Genomic DNA, 15,583 nt, shown 5'->3' with positions numbered 1-15,583 from the left:
TACTACTACTGCTGATCATGGGATCAAAACAAATTTTCGTCTCGATTTCGCACAGAAAACCATAAAATCCATACAATTCAACTGCTCAACTATCGACCAATTATAGCAGGAGTGCTAACCTATACATGATATGCATGCATATCGTTATTCCTGATGCATTATTTGGATTGGCGAGAGCCAGAAGAGCCACCCTTCAAGCAGTTGAAGCTCAACTCATAATGAATCAGGCCATTACATCGGCAATGGATATGCCTGGCAGTTAGGTATCTAAATGCGCCCAACAACAGTCAGGTTCGCACATACTAATCGTAGTGCAATGCGCCGTCGCAGTGGTTTCACTACTGCGCCAAAGGCAAAACAAGTTGCGCCAGCAATGACTCTGGTTGAGAAGACAGCGGTTATGCCAAGTGTTCCAAACAAAGTTATCAAAGCAGCTTAATTAAAAAGCGCGGCAATCACCGCGCTTTTTTCTTTGCTCCCCTACCTTTCCTATTTGGTGTTCGCCAAGCAATTTGATACCTTTAGTAGCAAATAACACCTATAAATTCTGTGGAGAAAGAAATGAAGTGTCATCGTATTGAAGAGTTGCTTGAGCTTCTAGAGCCTGAGTGGCATAAAGACCAAGAAATGAACCTGCTGCAGTTCATCCTAAAGCTAGCAAATGAAGCTGGCTATGAAGGCAAACTGGAAGATCTCACCGACGACGTGTTGATCTACCACCTAAAAATGCGCAACAGCGGCAAAGATGAAATGATCCCAGGTCTTAAGAAAGACCAAGAAGATGATTTCAAGACAGCAATCCTACGCGCACGCGGTATCATCAAGTAAACCGCTCAACACCCAAGCATTGATAAGCGACTCATTTGAGTCGCTTTTTTTATAACTAAATCAAACAGTTTAAAAAGGTGGTTATAACTGTTCAGTCATTTATTAGGTTAACTGTACTGACTTTTGTTGTTAAACGTTGACTGCGTTAAAGAAACGGAATTGTTATTGATTGTATAATCGCCGTTCATCAGTATTTACTAAAATAATTATGTTCAGCCATGAATCATGGCATGGACGAAGCAGCAATGTCATCGAGCGACATCACTAGAAGTGTCGCCGTACATTATAAAAAGCCTAAAGAAGGATGTGTGCATGAGTCAGGATAAGATTGATATCAAAGATGTGACTCCAAAAACCTTTAACCCGAAAACCCACAAAGGGAAAGGGGATCGTTTCAACCCAAGTAATCGAATCTATGTTCGAGAAAGTAAAGGCACCTTTCAGAAACTCCGTCGCTACGGCGGTTGGTTTTTATTGTTGCTGTTTGCATTGGTACCATGGATTCCTTACGGCGAGCGCCAAGCCATTTTGCTGGACATCGGTAACCAGCAGTTCAACTTTTTCGGCACAACGCTGTATCCACAAGACCTTACCCTACTCGCACTGCTGTTTGTAATAGCAGCGTTTGGGCTGTTCTTTATCACCACCTTCTTGGGGCGGGTTTGGTGTGGCTACTTGTGCCCGCAAACCGTGTGGACCTTCATCTATATTTGGTTTGAAGAGAAGCTCGAAGGCAGTGCAAATAAACGCCGAAAGCAGGACTCCAATAAGCTGACTGCAAATTTAGCCATGCGCAAAACCCTCAAACACATTGCGTGGTTTGCGATAGCTCTTGCGACAGGCTTTACCTTTGTTGGCTATTTCGTACCCATGAAGCAATTAGTCGTCGACTTTTTCACCTTTAATGCCAACTTTTGGCCCGTATTTTGGGTAATGTTTTTTGCTATTTGTACTTACGGTAACGCTGGCTGGATGCGCTCTATTATGTGTATTCACATGTGCCCTTATGCGCGTTTCCAATCGGCTATGTTCGATAAAGACACCTTCATCGTGGGTTACGACACCAAACGTGGTGAAAAACGTGGTCCTCGTTCACGCAAAGTCGATCCAAAGCAACTTGGTTTAGGTGACTGTATCGATTGTGATCTGTGTGTTCAGGTATGTCCGACTGGTATCGATATCCGGGATGGCTTGCAGTATGAGTGTATCAACTGTGGCGCGTGTATTGATGCATGTGACAACACCATGGAGCGCATGGGTTACGAGAAAGGTCTGATCAACTACACCACCGAACATCGTCTCTCAGGTAAGAGTACCAAAGTCATGCGTCCAAAACTGCTTGGTTATGGTGCGGTACTGTTGGTCATGATTGGCTTGTTCTTCTTACAAGTGGCATCGGTTGATCCAGCAGGCATGAGCGTGCTGCGTGACCGTAACCAATTGTTCCGCGTTAACAGCTCTGGCGAAGTAGAAAACACCTATACCTTAAAAGTGATCAACAAGACCCAACAAGTTCAAGAGTACGACTTGAACGTCGAAGGTTTGAGTGATGTCAGCTGGTATGGCAAACAAACCATTCAAGTTGAACCAGGAGAAGTATTAAACTTACCAATGAGCCTTGGCGCAGATCCTGACAAGCTAAACTCTGCGATCACAACAATTCAGTTTATACTCACCGATAAGAGCAACGAATTCACTATCGAAGTGGAAAGTCGATTTATCAAGAAGCTATAACTTCGATGATTAATGGAAAAAGGCTCAGCAATGAGCCTTTTTATTTATATGTCCCAAGGCACCTTCAACTTTGATGCCCTCACGCCAGACTTTATGTGGTACGCGTTAGAGAGCATCGGTATTCGAGCGGAATCTGGATTTCTCGCTCTCAACAGCTACGAAAACCGCGTTTACCAGTTCACCGATGAAGAACGCAAGCGCTATGTGGTGAAGTTCTACCGTCCTGAGCGCTGGAGCAATGAACAAATTCAAGAAGAACATGACTTTACCCTTGAATTGATCGACAACGAAATCCCAGTTGCTCCACCCGTGCGCATCAACGGACACACCCTACACCATTACCAAGGCTACGGCTTTGCTTTATTTGAGAGTGTGGGAGGTCGTCAATATGAAGTCGACAACTTAGATCAGCTCGAAGGTGTGGGTCGTTTTTTAGGGCGAATCCACAAAGTAGGCAGCCGCCAAGCCTTCCAGCATCGCCCAACGATTGGCTTGCAAGAATATCTTTATCAGCCAAGAAAGATTCTGCAAAACGCTAACATGATCCCAATGCATTTAGAGAACAGCTTCTTCAACGATTTAGACATGTTAATCAAATCGATTGAAAGCCACTGGCAGGATGGTTTCAATACCATTCGCCTACACGGAGATTGCCATCCGGGCAACATCTTATGGCGCGATGGTCCCATGTTTGTCGATTTGGATGACTCACGTAATGGTCCAGCAGTGCAAGACTTATGGATGCTACTCAATGGTGAGCGCCAAGATAAACTAATGCAGTTGGATATCGTCTTAGAAGCTTATCAGGAGTTTTGTGACTTTAACTCGGCAGAATTGAAACTAATCGAACCACTTCGCGGTCTACGAATGGTGCACTATATGGCATGGCTAGCAAAACGTTGGCATGACCCGGCATTTCCGCTCGCTTTTCCATGGTTCAATGAGCCAAAATACTGGGAAGGTCAGGTCCTTGCATTTAAAGAGCAGATTGCCAACTTAGAAGAAGCACCACTGTCTTTAATGCCTCAATGGTAAGTCAGGCCGAACAATTCAAAATGGAGATATTTAAATGAAAAAGCTGTTCGCACTGTTTTCTATGCTGATGCTAAGCCTGTCGGCACATGCAGCGCAATTCAAAGAAGGTGAACATTACAAAGTATTGGATCTAGAGGCATCGAAAAAGCCTGTCGTGACTGAGTTCTTCTCTTTCTACTGCCCACACTGTCATTCATTCGAGCCTATCATTCAGCAGCTGAAACAAAAGCTACCTGAAGGCGTAAAGCTACAGAAGAACCACGTATCCTTCATGGGCGGAAACATGGGGCCTTCAATGAGCAAAGCATACGCGACCATGGTTGCTCTAAAAGTAGAAGATAAGATGGTGCCTGTGATGTTTAACCGTATCCACAACATGCGTAAGCCACCACGTGACGATGCTGAAATTCGTCAAATCTTCCTAGACGAAGGTGTGGACGCGAAAAAATTCGACGCAGCATTCAAAGGTTTCGCAGTCGATTCAATGGTTCGCCGTATGGACAAGCAATTTGAAAACAGCGGTCTAACAGGCGTTCCTGCAGTTATCGTTAACAATAAGTACCTAGTTCAAGCGCAAGGCATTAAGTCAATGGACGAGTACTTTGCACTAGTAAACTACTTGCTAACGCTTAAGTAATCTGAGCAAAAACAAGAAAGGGGAGCAATGTGCTCCCCTTCTTTATTTGTGTATTTCTTGCAGCAGTTGATCTTTCTCCTGCCAAACATCACCAAGCCATTGTTGGAACTGGCGTTTATACGGCTTGTCATTAAAATAATCGCCCAATACACGTTCGTCGACAGGAAGCACTTTCACACGCACGACAATCTTGGTCATACGCCCCATAAGAATATTTTTAAATGGCTTCTCCGTATTATCTGGATATGCCAAGGTCACATCAATGATGTTCTCAAATTGCTCACCCATTGCCGCTAACGTATAAGCAATACCACCTGATTTTGGCTGCAACAAATATTGATAACCCGCTCGACTTTTACGTTGCTTCTCTTGTGTAAAACGCGTTCCTTCCACGTAATTCACTACTGTAGTTGGTGTATGTTTAAACTTGGCGCAAGAGCGGCGCGTCGTTTGCAAATCTTGTCCACGTTTATGTGGATTACGGAGCAGATATTCACGAGAATAGCGACGCATAAATGGCATATCTAATGCCCAACAAGCCATACCAATAAAAGGCACGTAAAGTAGCTGTTGTTTTAGGAAAAATTTAGGCATAGGGATGCGATCTTTAAATACGCAGCACAGTACAACAATATCAGTCCAACTAAGATGATTACTGATCAGTAGGTACCAACCATCTTTCTTTAAGTTTTCTCCGCCTTGAACATCCCATTCAACGCGATTAAACAAAGCAAGGATGCCTGCATTGACTGTAGCCCAAACCCACATCATTTTGTTTGCAGCTTCGGTACCCTTGGCTTTGAGCTTTGCTGTTGGAAGCAAAAGCTTAAAAATGGCAATGATACAAATAGCGATGGAACAAATCGCAGAATTTATAATCACAAAAGAAGCGTTAAAAATGAGTAACAAATATGCCAACATGGTAACCAATCAGTAACTAGTGTACGTGAACAATAAAACAGCGTGTAATTATACGAATCCGTTGCCACATTGGAATATTTGTAATAATGGTCAGATTTGTTTCACTGTAAAACCGGACCAATGCTCAACTAACATTCTTCATTCGACAAACAAGGAGAAAGCGAATGAATCCAAGGCTAACCTTACTGCCTTTGGCTCTTATCGTCAGTACAGCTCAGGCTCAACTTGCTGAAACAGCAGGTTTTAGCGGTGAAATTTCGCTCAATGCAGGCTTCGTTTCATCAGAATCTCATTTCAATACCGATAATAGCAGCACCATCAACTCTCTCGATCAAAGCGCTGAGAGTGATAGCTCCTTTATTGCTGCGCCATTAGGCAACATCGCTTATACATTTGGTAGCAAACTCAACCAGCAAGTATACGTTGGTACTACGCGTGCCGATATTGCAGTGGGTACTTTAGCGTTCCAGTTAGGATATCAGTATCAATTGCCATCGGGCACAATATTAGATGTCTCTTACCTTCCTACCGTTTTAAAAGGAGAAACGTGGCGCAACCCATATAAAACAGGCTCTGCAAGACAAACCACTGACGAAGGTGGCAACGCATACCGCTTCCAAATCAAACGCTTCTTAGATGACAACTTTAATCTTGATTTGGCATACGCAGACAAAGACGTGGAAAAAGATGAAGTCACTGACCGCACTTTAGCCCGTGACGCGAAAGTATATTACGTAAAAGGCGATTATCGTATCCCGTTGAGTCGCACATCAATGCTACAACCTGCTTTAACCTACATTAATCAAGATGCCGTTGGTGATGCCGAGTCATTTGATTCATATGGTTTAGACTTAAGCTGGTTCCAATTTATGAACCGTCACCGCTTTGCCTTAACCGCTGGCTACACAATGAAAGACTACCAATCAGCAAGCAACACGTTTGGTAAAACACGTAGCGACGACACATTAAGTCTGTTTGCGGCATACGAATACGAAAATGTATTCGATTGGCAAAACTGGTCGTTCATTTCTCTGGCTGGCTACAGCAATACCGATTCGAATATCACTTTCTACGATGAGAAAGAATATTTAGTTTCAGTTGGTATGAACTACAACTTCTAAGATCGATTCTCGCAGTAAATGGGATCCATTTGCTGCGAGTATAAAATGGACTGATCGTCACAATAAAAACAATTCATTGCTCAAACAATAGCCAATCGAACGCTCTTGTGGATAATATGCGCCCTATTTATTATTTGCGAGAGCCATACATGCACATCGATCCTCAATACGCTTCCGAACAAAACTTAATGAGCGTTCTTTCCAAGAACTTTCCGGGTTTTATCGCTGTGCGAAAAGAGACAGGTGAACATGTCGCCCTCAACCAGCGCTACCGTGCTTTCTTCGAAGAAGACATTCTCGGCATCAGCTTAGACAACATGATCACAGATTGTGATAACGAAGACCTACGAGATCTGTTACTTCAATGCAAACGCAACGACCAAGCTTTGATCGACAGCAAAGCCCCGATGCGAGTGGATATTGAAACCTTTCAAAATCACCACTTTGAATCGATGCGCTACCTTACCGAAGTTAATGGTGAGCGTCATATCGTATTGATGGCATGGGATATAACAGCGCGTATCGAAGAACAAAACCAGTTAAAACAAAGCCTGCATTACGATCACCTAACAGGTGCATTAAATAAAAAAGCGTTGATGTCAGCCATACAAAAGGGCTGTGACTGCTGCGTTGTGGCTTATCTTGATTTGGATAAATTCAAGCAAGTTAACGACACTTATGGTCATGCTATTGGAGATAAAGTACTGATCGACTTTGCCACCTTAATGATGCAAAAACTGGGAGAGAATGGCACGCTCTACCGGGTTGGTGGTGATGAGTTTGTCGTCCTATTTGATTGCATGCCATTATCCAGTGCTCAAGACATCCTGTTGAATATTCGCCAATTTGTAGAAAATGATATCCATCTACATGGTATCTCATTCAGTTTTGGCTTGGTGGAGTGCCAAGGGAGTCTTGAGCAATGTATCGAGCGTGCTGACCAAGCACTCTACCAAGATAAACGCAACCGAAAGCAGGCTTAAATTTATACTGCCTGCGCCGTCAACTGTTTGAGTAATCTATCCATCGCTCGATACCCCAATGCTTCAGCAAGGTGAGTTCGTTCAATTTGTGGTGAACCTTCCAGATCAGCGATAGTACGCGCAACTTTGATGATGCGGTGATACGCGCGAATCGACAATCCCAAGCGGTGCAAAGCGTTCTCTAGAAACTCGGCATCGCTTTTTTGTAGCGGGCAAAACGCTTCAATCTCTCGACTGCCCAACAGTGCATTAACCTTACCGCTGCGATTGAGCATATCATTGCGTGCTTGATTTACTCGTTCCTTGACCGCCGCTGTTGGTTCCCCTCGATCGCCCCCTTCAGATAATGTGCCTTTCGGCAAAGCAGGAATTTCCAGCGACATGTCAAAACGATCTAGAAGCGGACCTGATAAACGTCCAAGGTAGCGCAAAATAGCTTGTGGATTCGTCCGTGCTTGATTCCCTTCATAATATCCTGTCGGACTGGGGTTTAATGCACCAACCAATTGGAATCGAGCAGGAAAGCGCGTTTTACCTTGCGCTCTAGAGATAATAATTTCTCCTGACTCCAAAGGCTCTCGCAAAGAATCGAGCACCTTACGGTCAAACTCCGGCATCTCATCTAAAAACAACAACCCATTATGGGCTAGAGATATCTCGCCCGGTCTTGGTACTGAGCCACCTCCGACTAAAGCAGCCATTGAGCTGGAATGGTGCGGAGCGCGGAACGGTCGCGTCTTCCAATTGTGTTCATTGATTTCACTTTGAGTCAGCGACGCCACAGAAGCGGTTTCCATGGCTTCTTCATCGCTCATCTCTGGCAATAAATCACATAGCCGTGATGCCAACATGGTTTTACCTGTACCTGGAGGACCAAGAAAAAGTAGGTTGTGATTGCCAGCCGCAGCAATTTCTAAAGCGCGTTTACCTTGTTGTTGACCAATGATGTCTTGTAAATCACGACCGTGCGTTTTGGTCTCTTTTTTCTTCGGGGTTTGATATAAATTCAATTGATGCTGACCACAAAGCTCAGCACACACTTCCAGTAACGATTGGGCTGATTTATGCTGCTCTTTCCCCACTAATGCCGCTTGATCACCATTCGCATGAGGCACCACTAAACGACGCTGTTTTTTGTTCGCAGCCAACGCAGCAGGTAGCACGCCTTTTACAGGTCTCAGCCCTCCAGAAAGGGCTAATTCACCAACAAATTCGTAGTTTTTGAGCTTATCTGTCGCGATTTGTTCTGAAGCAGCCAAAATCCCTAATGCAATCGGCAGATCAAAGCGCCCACCTTCTTTGGGCAAGTCAGCAGGAGCCAAATTGACCGTAATTCGTTTTGCTGGGAACTGAAAGTTGGAATTAACGATCGCACTTCGGACACGATCTTTCGATTCTTTTACTGTGGTTTCCGGTAGACCCACCAGCGTAAACCCCGGCATCCCATTGCTGATGTGGACTTCCACGCTTACCGACGGCGCTTGCACACCCACACTTGCTCGACTATGAATGATTGCCAGCCCCATAATTTCCTCAAATTTTTGTTCGTTATATAACCAGATGTTTTCTATATGGATATGTTATATAGCCTGTCCAGAATGGTACTTAATGTGAAAAAAGAATGACTTTTTGCTTGTCATGCAGCAGATTTGTGTGTTACCACTAGTGACGCAAACATTTTCGTAGAACATTACACACTACTTTTTAACGAAAAAAAGAACGACAGACAGATGAACTTATTCGCTCACAACAACTCACTGCTAGCCCTGATTATCGTGGTCATTATTGGCACCGCGCGGGGTATTGTGGGCGAAAGATAACCACAAATTACGAAAAACCCCCGCACTGAAAAGTCCGGGGGTTTTTTTACAACTACAAGTTGTCATCTGTCTAACCCTCAGACAGCTTAACGGGAAGAATGGGAGTGCACATGAAGTGCAAAACACATGGCGATAGCTACGAGCCACAACGTAGCAAAGGAGGTTTACGATGACCGGTGCAGAACTAGTCGTAGCCGCTTTAAGGCAGCAAGGCATCGAAACGGTGTTTGGGTATCCGGGTGGAGCCATCATGCCGATCTACGATGCCTTGTATGACGGAGGTGTGGAACACATCTTATGTCGTCATGAACAAGGAGCTGCCATGGCCGCCATAGGGATGGCCCGCGCAACACAAGACGTTGCGGTTTGTATGGCAACTTCCGGACCAGGAGCCACTAACCTTGTTACTGGTCTTGCCGATGCCTTTCTCGATTCCGTTCCTCTAGTAGCCATCACAGGTCAGGTTGCTAGCTCTCATATCGGTACCGATGCATTCCAAGAAATGGATGTGATTGGTATGTCCCTAGCTTGTACCAAACACAGCTACCTAGTGACCGACATTGAAGACCTTGCTCCAACACTTGCCGAAGCGTTCGAAGTTGCAAAAACAGGTCGACCAGGTCCAGTGATTGTCGATATCGCCAAAGACGTTCAGCTTGCCCAAGCACCCATAGAACTTCTGCCTCCTTTTGTTCCACCAGCCCCTCCATTAGCAAGTGACGCCGATATCCAGCGCGCACAAGAAGTACTTGCCGCTTCAACTCGCCCAGTTTTATACGTCGGCGGCGGTGTACAGATTGCCAAAGCGACAGATGCAGTACGCGAGTTTCTACGGTTAAACCCAATGCCAGCGGTCAGCACGCTGAAAGGCTTGGGCACCATTGAACGTCATGACCCACACTATTTAGGTATGCTGGGTATGCACGGCACTAAAGCTGCGAACCTAGTAGTTCAAGAATCTGACCTTTTGATTGTGGTTGGGGCTCGTTTTGATGATCGTGTGACGGGCAAACTCGATACCTTTGCGCCGCATGCCAAAGTGATTCATATCGATATCGATGCAGCCGAAATTCACAAGCTTCGCCATGCTAATGCACCACTTCGCGGTGAAATCAGCAAGATTCTTCCTCAACTAGAACTGACTCAAGATATCTCCCCTTGGGTGCATCACAGCGAAAGTCTGCGTAGCGGATTCAAATGGCGTTACGACCACCCAGGCGAGTTGATCTACGCACCGCTACTACTCAAACAACTGTCTGACATGATGCCGGATAGCTCAATTGTGTCGACCGACGTCGGTCAGCACCAGATGTGGGCAGCACAACATATCCAACCACGCGATCCACAAAACTTCATCACTTCGGCCGGTCTTGGCACCATGGGTTTTGGTCTGCCAGCCGCAATGGGTGCCGCGGTCGCACGTCCTGATGATCAGTCTATCCTTATTACAGGTGACGGTTCATTTATGATGAACGTGCAGGAGTTGGGCACGCTAAAGCGTCGTCAGATTCCAGTGAAGATAGTCCTTCTTAACAACCAACGTCTTGGCATGGTTCGCCAATGGCAGTCGCTATTCTTCGACGGTCGTCATAGCGAAACCATTCTTGATGACAACCCAGATTTCGTGATGCTTGCAAAAGCCTTCGATATCCCGGGCAAGACCATCACCAAGAAAGAAGAAGTCGAACCGGCTCTCAAAGAGATGCTAGAAAGTAAGACTTCTTACATGCTTCACGTTTTAATCGATGAGGAAGAAAACGTGTGGCCACTTGTACCGCCAGGTGCATCAAATAGTGACATGTTGGAAAACACTTAAGAGGCAATCACATGGACAGATATTTACTCGACATCAAAGCCGACGACAAACCGGTACTGTTAGAGCGCGTTCTTCGTGTGATTCGTCACCGAGGCTTTGTGATCAAACAAGTCGCAGCTACCCAAAACCATGAAAGCAAAGTAGCCAGCGTAGAGATCATCGTCGACAGCGATCGACCTATCTCGTTCTTGGTCAATCAAATTGAGAAGTTGTGGGATATTCGTACCGTAGAAGTACTTAAGATCCGCAACGATGAACTCCCAAATCACAACTTACAACAACACGTAAGTGCATAAGGAAGGCAATAAATGGCAACGAAAACTGCAGATTACATTTGGTTTAATGGTGAGATGCTCCCGTGGGCTGAAGCGAACGTTCACGTTCTTACTCACGCAATGCATTACGGCACCTCTGTTTTTGAAGGCGTACGCTGTTACAACACGCCAAAAGGACCAATTGTCTTCCGTCACCGTGAACATGCGCAACGTCTAAAAGATTCAGCCAAGATTTACCGCTTCCCGATTCCATACTCTGTGGAAGAAATTATGGAAGCAACACGTGAAACCCTTCGCCAGAACAAGCTCGACAGTGCTTACATTCGTCCATTGGGCTTTGTGGGCAATGTTGGCTTGGGTGTTTGCCCGCCTGTTGGCACTGAAATGGATCTGATCATTGCGGCTTTCCCTTGGGGGTCTTACCTAGGTGAAGAAGCGTTAGAGAAAGGTGTTGATGCGATGATTTCAAGCTGGAACCGTGCAGCACCAAATACTATCCCTACCGCAGCGAAAGCAGGTGGTAACTACCTATCTTCACTGCTCGTTGGCGGTGAAGCTCGTCGTCACGGTTATGATGAAGGCATCGCTCTCAGCGTAGATGGTTACTTATCGGAAGGCGCAGGTGAAAACATCTTTGTTATCAAAGATGGCGTCATCACAACACCACCAGCAACCAGCGCTATTCTGCCAGGCATCACTCGCGATTCAATCATGACCATTGCGCGTGATAAAGGCTATGAAGTTCGTGAAGCAAACATTGCTCGTGAAGCCCTTTACCTTGCTGACGAAGTCTTCATGACAGGCACAGCCGCTGAAGTCGTGCCTGTTGCAACCATCGACAAAATTGAAGTAGGCAGCGGTAAGCGCGGTCCTATCACCAAAGAACTACAAGCGGCCTATTTCGGCCTATTTAACGGCACCACGGAAGATAAGTGGGGCTGGTTAGACTATGTGTACCCAGAACAGAAGTAAGAAGGATTAGGAAATGCCAAAATATAGATCAGCAACCACCACACATGGTCGTAACATGGCGGGAGCACGTGCATTGTGGCGTGCCACTGGCGTCAAAGAAGAAGACTTCGGTAAACCAATCATCGCAGTAGTAAACTCATTTACTCAGTTTGTTCCGGGTCACGTACACCTGAAAGATATGGGTCAGCTTGTAGCACGCGAAATCGAAAAAGCTGGCGGTATCGCAAAAGAATTCAACACCATCGCCGTTGATGATGGTATCGCAATGGGTCACGGTGGCATGCTGTACTCATTGCCTTCACGCGAACTTATCGCAGACTCCGTTGAGTACATGGTAAACGCACACTGTGCCGATGCTATGGTGTGTATCTCTAACTGTGACAAAATCACTCCGGGAATGTTGATGGCATCAATGCGTCTCAACATTCCTGTTATCTTTGTTTCTGGTGGTCCAATGGAAGCGGGTAAAACCAAGCTTTCCGATCAGATCATCAAGCTAGACCTTGTTGATGCAATGATCCAGGGCGCAGATCCAAAAGTTTCTGATGAACAAAGCGAACAGATCGAGCGCAGTGCATGCCCAACGTGTGGATCGTGTTCAGGCATGTTTACCGCAAACTCGATGAACTGTTTAACTGAAGCACTCGGTCTTTCTCAGCCAGGCAACGGTTCTATGTTGGCGACTCACGCAGACCGTGAACAGCTATTCCTTAACGCGGGTCGACGCATTGTTGAACTGACTCGTCGTTACTACGAGCAAGATGACGAATCCGCATTGCCACGCAACATCGCAACCTTTGATGCCTTTGAAAATGCTATGGCACTGGACATCGCAATGGGTGGCTCAACCAATACGATTTTGCACTTATTGGCAGCAGCGCAAGAAGGCGAAGTTGATTTTGATATGGAAGATATCGATCGCCTGTCTCGCCAAGTACCGCACCTGTGTAAAGTCGCACCGTCCACTCAGAAATATCACATGGAAGACGTGCACCGCGCTGGTGGTGTAATGGCTATCCTTGGTGAGCTTGACCGTGCAGGTCTACTGCACAATGATGCGCGCACCGTACTTGGTCTTTCCATGAAAGAGCAGCTCGCAAAATACGACATCATCCAAACTGAAGACGAAGAAGTACTCAAGTTCTACCGCGCAGGTCCTGCAGGTATTCGTACTACACAAGCATTCTCACAAGATTGTCGCTGGGATCGACTTGATGATGACCGCGCTGAAGGTTGTATTCGTGCCAAAGACAATGCTTTCAGCCAAGAAGGTGGTCTAGCTGTTCTATCTGGCAATATCGCACTTGATGGCTGTATCGTTAAGACCGCTGGCGTTGATGAAAGCATTCTTAAGTTCACTGGTCCTGCCGTGGTTTTCGAGAGCCAAGAAGACGCCGTTGAAGGCATCTTAGGCGGAAAAGTTAAAGCGGGCGACGTGGTAATTATCCGCTACGAAGGCCCTAAAGGTGGTCCGGGCATGCAAGAAATGCTGTACCCAACCACTTACTTGAAATCGATGGGACTCGGTAAAGAGTGTGCACTTCTGACTGACGGTCGATTCTCTGGTGGTACATCAGGTCTGTCTATTGGTCACGCCTCTCCTGAAGCGGCAAATGGCGGTGCGATTGGTCTGGTAAAAGAAGGCGATATGATCGCAATTGATATTCCAAACCGTTCAATTTCACTCCAAGTATCTGAACAAGAGCTTGCTGAGCGACGTGCAAAACAAGACGAACTAGGCTGGAAACCTGTTGACCGCCAACGTGAAGTTTCATTTGCACTCAAAGCTTACGCAAGTATGGCGACCAGTGCTGACAAAGGTGCAGTACGAGACAAATCTAAGCTCGAGGGCTAGCTTTATGAGTCAACCCTTTCCCTTAAAACAGGAAAACCAATCTGGTGCAGATTATCTGCGCCAGATCTTGCGAGCTCCTGTGTATGAAGTTGCAACAGTCACCCCATTACAAGAAATGCCTCGCCTTGCTGCACGCATTGGTAACAATGTGCAAATCAAACGCGAAGATCGCCAGCCCGTACACTCGTTCAAACTGCGCGGCGCTTACAACATGGTGGCAAGCCTGTCTGAAGCACAAAAAGCCGCTGGTGTCATTGCTGCATCCGCAGGTAATCACGCCCAAGGCATGGCGCTTTCGGGTACAAAGCTAGGCATAAAAACCACCATTGTGATGCCAAAAACCACACCAGATATCAAAGTCGATGCGGTACGCGGGTTTGGTGGCAACGTGGTACTGCATGGCAGTAATTTTGATGAAGCAAAAGCGGAAGCTGAGCGCCTATCCGAGTTAAACGGTTATACCTTTGTCCCACCATTCGATCATCCACTGGTGATTGCTGGTCAAGGTACTATCGGCATGGAAATGCTGCAGCAAAATGGCCACCTGGATTACATCTTCGTACCTGTTGGTGGTGGCGGTTTAGCCGCAGGCGTAGCGGTGCTTGTGAAGCAGTTGATGCCAGAAATCAAAGTAATTGCGGTCGAGCCAGAAGACTCTTCATGCTTAAAAGCAGCTTTGGATGCTGGTGAGCCAGTCGTGTTAGATCAAGTCAGCATGTTTGCCGATGGCGTCGCAGTAAAGCGCATTGGTGAAGAGACGTTTCGTCTGTGCCAAAAGTACATTGATGGGCATATCGCAGTCTCCAGTGATGAAATCTGCGCAGCTGTGAAAGACATCTTTGAAGATACTCGTGCTATCGCAGAACCTTCGGGCGCGCTTGCTCTAGCGGGCTTAAAGAAGTTTGCTGAGCAAAACAAACTCGAAGGCAAAAATCTAGGCACCGTACTGTCAGGCGCCAACACCAACTTCCATGGTTTGCGTTATGTTTCTGAACGCTGCGAGCTTGGTGAGAAACGTGAAGGCCTGCTTGCGGTCACCATTCCTGAGCGTCAAGGTGCCTTCTTTGAGTTCTGTAACCTCATTGGCGGTCGTGCCGTAACGGAGTTTAACTATCGTTACAACGATGACGCACTGGCGAATATCTTTGTCGGTGTGCGTTTGCAAGGCGGTCAGGAAGAACTAGAAAACATCATCCATGACTTGCGTGATGGTGGTTACCCTGTGGTAGACCTCTCTGATGATGAAATGGCGAAACTGCACGTACGCTACATGATTGGTGGTAAGCCATCTAAGCCACTCAAAGAACGCCTCTACAGCTTTGAGTTTCCAGAATATCCGGGAGCGCTACTGAAGTTCTTGAGTACACTCGGTACCCATTGGAATATCAGCTTGTTCAACTACCGTAACCACGGCGCTGACTACGGACGCGTTTTATGTGGTTTCGAGTTAGATGAAAGCGATTTAGCTCAGTTTTCTGCGCATTTGCGCGAACTTGGCTATCAATGCAAAGACGAAACAGATAACCCGTCTTACAAGTTTTTCTTGTCTTAGAGCCGCCAAAGCCACTTTCCTTGAAAGTGGCTTT

Annotated in this window: 14 protein-coding genes; 12 read left to right on the top strand and 2 right to left on the bottom strand. The window is 46.2% G+C overall.

Annotated features, from left to right (window positions below):
- Positions 1 to 271 precede the first annotated feature (271 nt).
- From OH463_RS24475 to OH463_RS24455, 5 genes are all read left to right on the top strand, one after another.
- On the top strand, positions 272 to 439 hold the full coding sequence (locus OH463_RS24475) for a hypothetical protein (RefSeq protein WP_005450993.1): 168 nt from the start codon (positions 272 to 274) through the stop codon (positions 437 to 439).
- Positions 440 to 561: 122 nt separating this feature from the next.
- Positions 562 to 828, top strand: a complete 267-nt coding sequence (locus OH463_RS24470) for a YihD family protein (RefSeq protein ID WP_005450994.1) — start codon at positions 562 to 564, stop codon at positions 826 to 828.
- Between the two features lie 312 nt (positions 829 to 1,140).
- Positions 1,141 to 2,562, top strand: coding sequence for a cytochrome c oxidase accessory protein CcoG (gene ccoG / locus OH463_RS24465; RefSeq protein WP_269992947.1), 1,422 nt, complete (start codon positions 1,141 to 1,143; stop codon positions 2,560 to 2,562).
- A gap of 48 nt (positions 2,563 to 2,610) precedes the next feature.
- Entirely contained in the window at positions 2,611 to 3,597 is a 987-nt protein-coding gene (locus OH463_RS24460; protein WP_005450998.1) for a serine/threonine protein kinase, read from the top strand.
- Between the two features lie 34 nt (positions 3,598 to 3,631).
- Positions 3,632 to 4,234, top strand: coding sequence for a thiol:disulfide interchange protein DsbA/DsbL (locus OH463_RS24455; RefSeq protein ID WP_005451000.1), 603 nt, complete (start codon positions 3,632 to 3,634; stop codon positions 4,232 to 4,234).
- A 42-nt stretch (positions 4,235 to 4,276) separates the two neighbouring features.
- Here OH463_RS24455 and OH463_RS24450 read toward each other — a convergent pair whose 3' ends face one another.
- Entirely contained in the window at positions 4,277 to 5,155 is an 879-nt protein-coding gene (locus tag OH463_RS24450; protein ID WP_269992946.1) for an acyltransferase, read from the bottom strand.
- A 164-nt stretch (positions 5,156 to 5,319) separates the two neighbouring features.
- Between OH463_RS24450 and OH463_RS24445 the strand changes: the two genes are divergently transcribed.
- Both OH463_RS24445 and OH463_RS24440 read left to right on the top strand, forming a co-directional pair.
- Positions 5,320 to 6,276 (top strand): DUF2860 domain-containing protein, encoded by a 957-nt coding sequence (locus OH463_RS24445; RefSeq protein WP_017190999.1) that lies wholly within the window; start codon positions 5,320 to 5,322, stop codon positions 6,274 to 6,276.
- A gap of 149 nt (positions 6,277 to 6,425) precedes the next feature.
- Positions 6,426 to 7,259 carry a sensor domain-containing diguanylate cyclase gene (locus OH463_RS24440; RefSeq protein ID WP_005451004.1) on the top strand — a complete coding sequence of 278 codons (834 nt, stop codon included), beginning with the start codon at positions 6,426 to 6,428 and terminating at the stop codon, positions 7,257 to 7,259.
- A 2-nt stretch (positions 7,260 to 7,261) separates the two neighbouring features.
- On the opposite strand, the gene OH463_RS24435 is transcribed toward OH463_RS24440, so the two are convergent.
- Positions 7,262 to 8,785, bottom strand: coding sequence for a YifB family Mg chelatase-like AAA ATPase (locus OH463_RS24435; RefSeq protein WP_005451005.1), 1,524 nt, complete (start codon positions 8,783 to 8,785; stop codon positions 7,262 to 7,264).
- A 463-nt stretch (positions 8,786 to 9,248) separates the two neighbouring features.
- Between OH463_RS24435 and ilvG the strand changes: the two genes are divergently transcribed.
- Genes ilvG through ilvA form a run of 5 tightly spaced genes read left to right on the top strand, consistent with a single transcriptional unit; the run spans position 9,249 to position 15,549 of the window.
- Positions 9,249 to 10,895, top strand: a complete 1,647-nt coding sequence (gene ilvG / locus OH463_RS24430; RefSeq protein ID WP_009699088.1) for an acetolactate synthase 2 catalytic subunit — start codon at positions 9,249 to 9,251, stop codon at positions 10,893 to 10,895.
- Positions 10,896 to 10,906: 11 nt separating this feature from the next.
- Complete coding sequence (ilvM, locus tag OH463_RS24425; protein WP_005440786.1) at positions 10,907 to 11,191, top strand: acetolactate synthase 2 small subunit; 285 nt, start codon at positions 10,907 to 10,909, stop codon at positions 11,189 to 11,191.
- A gap of 12 nt (positions 11,192 to 11,203) precedes the next feature.
- Complete coding sequence (gene ilvE, locus OH463_RS24420; protein WP_005451015.1) at positions 11,204 to 12,142, top strand: branched-chain-amino-acid transaminase; 939 nt, start codon at positions 11,204 to 11,206, stop codon at positions 12,140 to 12,142.
- Positions 12,143 to 12,155: 13 nt separating this feature from the next.
- The gene (gene ilvD, locus OH463_RS24415; protein WP_005451017.1) at positions 12,156 to 13,997 is read left to right on the top strand and encodes a dihydroxy-acid dehydratase; all 1,842 of its coding nucleotides are present in this window, start codon (positions 12,156 to 12,158) and stop codon (positions 13,995 to 13,997) included.
- 4 nt (positions 13,998 to 14,001) lie between these two features.
- A complete protein-coding gene (ilvA, locus tag OH463_RS24410) occupies positions 14,002 to 15,549 on the top strand; it encodes a threonine ammonia-lyase, biosynthetic (protein WP_005429804.1) in 1,548 nt (515 codons plus the stop codon).
- The last annotated feature ends 34 nt before the right edge of the window (positions 15,550 to 15,583 follow it).

The sequence above is a fragment of the Vibrio sp. NFR genome (assembly GCF_027587095.1).
Classification (GTDB): domain Bacteria; phylum Pseudomonadota; class Gammaproteobacteria; order Enterobacterales; family Vibrionaceae; genus Vibrio; species Vibrio harveyi.
This window is presented reverse-complemented; position numbering and strand designations above follow the sequence as displayed.